This window comes from Kitasatospora sp. NPDC007106 (genome assembly GCF_040634455.1).
Classification (GTDB): Bacteria; Actinomycetota; Actinomycetes; order Streptomycetales; family Streptomycetaceae; genus Kitasatospora; species Kitasatospora arboriphila.
In genome coordinates this window covers 1-5,305 of sequence record NZ_JBEYFP010000416.1, presented here as the reverse complement: position 1 = coordinate 5,305, position 5,305 = coordinate 1, and the positions used below count along the sequence as shown (strand labels likewise).

The window sequence follows — 5,305 nt, the reverse complement described above, 5'->3', positions numbered from 1 at the left end:
CCCGCCGCGGGGGCGGGTGCGCCGTGCTGCCGGGCCGGCCGGCGGCCGTCCGGGGTCAGCTGAAGCTGTGCTCGGGCGCCGGGAAGGTGCCCGCGGTGACCTCGGCCGCGAACTCGCGGGCGGCGTCGCCGAGGACGGCCCGCAGGTCGGCGTACTGCTTGACGAACTTCGGCACCCGGCCGGCCGTCATGCCGGCCATGTCCGTCCAGACCAGCACCTGGGCGTCGGTGCCGACACCGGCGCCGATGCCGACGGTCGGGATCGCCAGCTGCTCGGTGACCTGGGCGGCGAGCTCGGCGGGCACCGCCTCCAGCACCACGGAGAAGGCGCCGGCCTGCTGCACGGCCTTGGCGTCGCGCAGCAACTGGTGGGCCGCCTCGTCGCCGCGGCCCTGGACGGGGTAGCCGCCGAAGGCGTGCACGGACTGCGGGGTGAGACCGATGTGGGCCATCACCGGGATGCCGGCCTCGACCAGCAGCTCGATCGAACGGGCGCTGCGCTCGCCGCCCTCCAGCTTCACCGCGCCGACGCCGGCCTCCTTCATCAGGCGGGCGGCGTTGTGCATCGCCTGGGCCGGCGACTCCTGGTAGGAGCCGAAGGGCATGTCACCGACGACGAGGGCCCGCTTGGTGCCGCGGACGACGGCCGCGGAGAGCATCACCATCTGGTCCATCGTCACCGGGACGGTGTTCTCGTAGCCGAGGTGGCAGTTGCCGGCCGAGTCGCCGACGAGCAGCACCGGGATGCCCGCCTCGTCGAAGACACCGGCGGTCAGCGCGTCGTAGGCGGTCAGCATCGCCCAGCGCTCGCCGTGCTGCTTGGCCCTGGCCAGGTCGCGCACGGTCACGCGCCGGTTGGTGATGCCGCCGTAGAGCACGGTGCCTTCCTGCGACTGGGCAGGCTGAAGCGGAGAAGCGTTCATCGAACAGGCTCCTGAAGGGTTGTCGTCTCGTGGCGCCGTACGGCGTCCCCGGATCTGCTCCCATGCTTGCACGCCGCCCGCCCGCCGCAAAGACCCGGGGCACGGGCCGTCCGTCACGCTCCGCCCGCCGTCCGGCCCGGAACCCTTTACCCAGAGTTTGCGATACGGGTCCGTCTCGTATCGAAAAAGGGGCTACGCTTGAGCCGAACGGGTTACGAGACGCCATCGGCTCGTAAGTCCGCACAGGTCTTTTTCGTACGGACGGGGAATCCACACCATGACCACCGCTGCGCCACCGCACACGTCCGAAGCCGTCCACCGCCGACGCTGGGCGATCCTGGGCACCCTGATCCTCGCCCTGCTCGTCGTCGTGCTCGACAACTCGATCCTCAACGTGGCGATGAAGACGATCGCCCAGCCCGCCCCCACCGGCCTCGGCGCCAGCCAGAGCGACCTCGAGTGGGCGATCAACTCCTACACCCTGGTCTTCGCCGGCCTGCTCTTCACCGCCGGCCTGCTCGGCGACCGGCTCGGCCGCAAGTGGTCCCTGCTCGGCGGCATGGCCGTCTTCGGCCTCGGCTCGCTGCTCTCCGCGATCGCCGACAGCCCCGGCCAGCTCATCGCCTTCCGCGCGGTCATGGGCCTCGGCGGCGCCTTCGTGATGCCCGCCACCCTCGCGATCATCATGAACGTCTTCGACCGCAAGGAGCAGCCGAAGGCGATCGGCATCTGGGCCGGCGCGGTCGGCCTCGCCATCGCCATCGGCCCGATCACCGGCGGCCTGCTGATCGAGCACTTCTGGTGGGGCTCGGTCTTCCTGGTCAACGTCCCGATCGTGGTCGTCGCCCTGGTCGCCATGTCGGTCCTGGTGCCGAACTCGAAGGACCCCAAGCCCGGCAAGCTCGACCCGATCGGCGTGGTGCTCTCCGTCATCGGCCTGGTCGCGCTGATCTACGGCATCATCAAGGGCGGCGAACTCGCCGACTTCACCGCCCCCGGCGCCTGGGTGCCGATCCTGGTCGGCGTGGTCGCGCTCGCCGCCTTCGTCCTCTTCGAGCGGCGCACCGCACACCCCGCGCTGGACGTCACCTGGTTCCGCAACCGGGTGTTCTCCGCCTCGGTCGTCGTCATCGGCGTGGTGTTCTTCGCGCTGATGGGCGTCTCCTTCTTCGGCGTCTTCTACACCCAGAGCGTCCGCGGCTACAGCGCCCTGCAGTCCGGCATGCTGATGCTGCCGCTGGCCGCCGCCCAGATGGCCTTCGCCCCGCGCGCCCGGCTCGTCGTCGACCGCTTCGGCGTCCGCGCCACCTGCGCCGGCGGCATGGCCCTGATCGTGGTCGGCTTCCTCGGCTACCTGCTGCTCGGCACCACCACGCCGATCTGGGTCCTGGTCGTCATCGGCTTCGTGATGGGCGCCGGCATGGCCCACGTCATGCCGCCGGTCACCGTCGCCATCATGGGCTCGCTGCCCCGCGAGAAGGCCGGCGCCGGCTCCGCCATCAACAACACCTTCCGCCAGGTCGGCGGCTCGCTCGGCGTCGCCGTGCTCGGCGCGGTGCTCTCCACCGTGTACCGCGACGGCATGAGCGACCACCTCGACAAGCTGCCCGCCGGCATCCGCGAGAAGGCCGGCGAGTCCCTGGAGGCCACCCTCGCGGTCGCCGACCGCACCCGGACGCCGGGCCTGGTCGCCCCCGCCGAGGACGCCTTCGTACACGCCATGCACGTGGTCGCCGGCCTCTCCGCCGGCATCACCGCCCTCGGCGTGGTGCTCGCCCTGGTGCTGCTGCCCGGCAGGGCACCGGCCGCCCCGGCCGCCGGCCCCGCCGCGGACGCCTCCCCGGCCGACAGCGAGCCGCGCCCGACCAGGGTCTGAGCACGTCAGGAGAGAATGGCGCCATGCACACCGAACCGACCGTCTCGGCATGCGGCGCCGACGAGGACGGCCCCGCCGCGGAGCTCTGCGCCCCGCGCCGGGGCCGCCCGCGCAGCGAGGCAGCCGAACAGGCCATCTTCGCCGCCGTCGAGGACCTGATGGAGTCCGGCAAGAGCCTCTCCGAGCTGTCCGTCGAGCGGATCGCGGCCGCCGCGGGCGTCGGCAAGGCCACCATCTACCGGCGCTGGCCCAACAAGGAGGCCCTGTTGGTCGAGGTCGTCGCCCGGCTGGAGTCGCCGCTGCCCGAGCCCAGCGGCGGCACCGTCCGCGAGGAACTCGTCCGCATGGTCGACTACATGCGCAAGCGCGGCCTCGCCAAGCGCTCCCGCTGGATGCTCAAGTCCGCGCTCAGCCAGATGAACGCCTGGCCCGAGCTGCGCGAGGCCTACCAGGAGCAGGTGGTCAAACCCCGCCGCGAACTCGCCCGGGCCATCGTCCGCCGCGGCGTCGACGAGGGCGTGCTCCGTTCGGACCTCGACGTCGAGCTGGTCTGCGAGATCATCATCGGCCCGATCCTGCTGCGCTCGGTGCTCTGGGACGAAGCCCCGCTGGACGACCCGGACCTCGCGGAGCAGATGGTCGACGCCGTCCTCAACGGGGTCGGCGCACAGCCGTCCGGAGGGCGTTCCCGCTGATCGGGGGCGTGCCGCAACCTTCCGGTGGCTCCCGCGCGTCCATGCCGTCATAGGCTGAGCCGAGAATACGACCGGGCGTGTGCCGGGCGGGTCCCCGTGACCCGCCGCACACGCCCGACCGGCGCGGCCGGAAGAGGCACGGACCATCCCGGCGGTACGAGACGCCGGGTGCGGAGGAGCGGGGCGCATGGTGCAGGCGGACGAGGCAGTGGCAGCAGCCGACGGCGCACCGGCCCCACCGGCCGGCGGCCGCCGCTGGCTGGACCCGCGCCGCGGCTGGGTCACCGCCGGCCTCGCCGTTCTCACCGCGCTGCTGCTGGCCTGCCACGCCCTCGTCCCCAACCGCTGGGGCAACCTCGGCAGCCTGCTGGAGACCTTCCTGCCGTGGCTGGGGCTGGCCGTGCCGGTGCTGCTCGCGGTCGGCCTGTGGCGCCGCTCGGCGACCGCGCTGACCGCGGTGCTGCTGCCGGCGATCGTCTGGCTGAACCTGTTCGGCGGCCTGCTGACCGACAAGGGCGGCGGCCGCGGCGACTTCACCGTGCTCACCCACAACGTGGCCGCCGCCAACAGCGACACCGCCGGCACCCTGAAGCTGCTGAACGGCTCCGGCGCCGAGATCGTCGCCCTGGAGGAGATCACGCCGGGCGCGGTCGCCACCTACACCGCGGGGCTGGCCGCCCGGTACCCGTACCACGCCGTGCGCGGCACCGTCGGCCTGTGGTCGACGTACCCGATCGGCGACGTCCACGAGGTCGACATCAAGATCGGCTGGACCCGCGCCTTCCGGGCCGAGGTCACCACGCCGCAGGGCCCGCTCGCCGTCTACGTCGCCCACCTGCCCTCGGTGCGGGTCAAGTCGGAGAGCGGCTTCACGGCCGGCCGGCGCGACCACAGCGCACAGGCCCTGGGCGACGCCATCGAGGCCGAGCAGCTGAAGAAGGTCATCCTGCTCGGCGACCTCAACGGCACCATGAACGACCGCAGCCTGGCCCCGATCACCTCGCAGATGCGCTCCGCGCAGGGCGCCGCCGGCGACGGCTTCGGCTTCTCCTGGCCGGCCGGCTTCCCGATGGCACGGATCGACCAGATCCTCAGCAAGGGCAAGCTGACCCCGACCGACTCGCAGGTGCTGTCCTCCGACGGCAGCGACCACCGCGCCGTCACCGCCACCTACCGCTACTGACCGGCCCGCCGCCCCCGCCGCCGACGGCGCGGGCGGCGTTCGAGCCCGCGTTCCGCCGTGCCGTGCGACGATGGCAGGCATGGACGGACGCGACGTGGACCGGGCCCTCGGCGCGGCGCTGGACGTGCTGGTCCTCCACGAGGAGGACGACTGGTCCGTCCAGGCCGGCCCGCTGACCTGGACGTGCCGCGAGACGGCCGTGCACGTCGCACACGACCTGCTGGCCTACGCCGGCCAGCTCGCCGCCCGGCCCCGCGAGAGCTACCTCCCCTTCGACCTGGTGGTCCGCCGGGAGGCGCCGGTGGACGAGGTGCTGCAGGTCGTCCGGGCCGCCGGCGGACTGCTGGTCGGTGCGCTCGCCGTCAGCGGACCGGAGGCCAGGGCCTGGCACTGGGGCCCGTGCGACCCGTCCGGCTTCGCCGCCATGGGCGTCGCCGAGACCCTGCTGCACACCTGGGACATCACCCGCGGCCTGCGGGCCGAGTGGCACCCGCCGGCCTCGCTCTGCGCCGCGGTGCTGGCCCGGCTCTTCCCGGACGCGCCGAGCGGCGAGCCGGCCGCCGTCCTGCTCTGGTGCACCGGGCGGGCCGCCCTCGGCGGCCGGCCCCGGCGCACCTCCTGGACCTGGC

At 73.2% G+C, this 5,305-nt stretch carries 5 protein-coding genes; 4 read left to right on the top strand and 1 reads right to left on the bottom strand.

Annotated features, from left to right (window positions below):
- Window positions 1-55 precede the first annotated feature (55 nt).
- A complete protein-coding gene (gene panB / locus ABZ641_RS24980; RefSeq protein ID WP_344626202.1) occupies window positions 56-922 on the bottom strand; it encodes a 3-methyl-2-oxobutanoate hydroxymethyltransferase in 867 nt (288 codons plus the stop codon).
- A gap of 277 nt (window positions 923-1,199) precedes the next feature.
- On the opposite strand from panB, the gene ABZ641_RS24975 reads away from it, so the two are divergent.
- The 4 genes from ABZ641_RS24975 to ABZ641_RS24960 form a co-directional block, all read left to right on the top strand.
- Window positions 1,200-2,798, top strand: a complete 1,599-nt coding sequence (locus ABZ641_RS24975) for an MFS transporter (protein WP_344626203.1) — start codon at window positions 1,200-1,202, stop codon at window positions 2,796-2,798.
- A 23-nt stretch (window positions 2,799-2,821) separates the two neighbouring features.
- A complete protein-coding gene (locus ABZ641_RS24970; RefSeq protein WP_344626204.1) occupies window positions 2,822-3,493 on the top strand; it encodes a TetR/AcrR family transcriptional regulator in 672 nt (223 codons plus the stop codon).
- A gap of 187 nt (window positions 3,494-3,680) precedes the next feature.
- The gene (locus tag ABZ641_RS24965) at window positions 3,681-4,676 is read left to right on the top strand and encodes an endonuclease/exonuclease/phosphatase family protein (protein WP_359985072.1); all 996 of its coding nucleotides are present in this window, start codon (window positions 3,681-3,683) and stop codon (window positions 4,674-4,676) included.
- 79 nt (window positions 4,677-4,755) lie between these two features.
- Window positions 4,756-5,305: maleylpyruvate isomerase N-terminal domain-containing protein (locus tag ABZ641_RS24960; RefSeq protein WP_359985069.1), on the top strand; the 550-nt coding region annotated here is incomplete at its 3' end.

What these genes read in the sequence shown, in the direction of transcription:
- panB (WP_344626202.1), bottom strand. Translation starts at nt 922, where the DNA reads ATGAACGCTTCTCCGCTTCAGCCTGCCCAGTCGCAGGAAGGCACCGTG.
- ABZ641_RS24975 (WP_344626203.1), top strand. Translation starts at nt 1,200, where the DNA reads ATGACCACCGCTGCGCCACCGCACACGTCCGAAGCCGTCCACCGCCGA.
- ABZ641_RS24965 (WP_359985072.1), top strand. Translation starts at nt 3,681, where the DNA reads ATGGTGCAGGCGGACGAGGCAGTGGCAGCAGCCGACGGCGCACCGGCC.
- ABZ641_RS24970 (WP_344626204.1), top strand. Translation starts at nt 2,822, where the DNA reads ATGCACACCGAACCGACCGTCTCGGCATGCGGCGCCGACGAGGACGGC.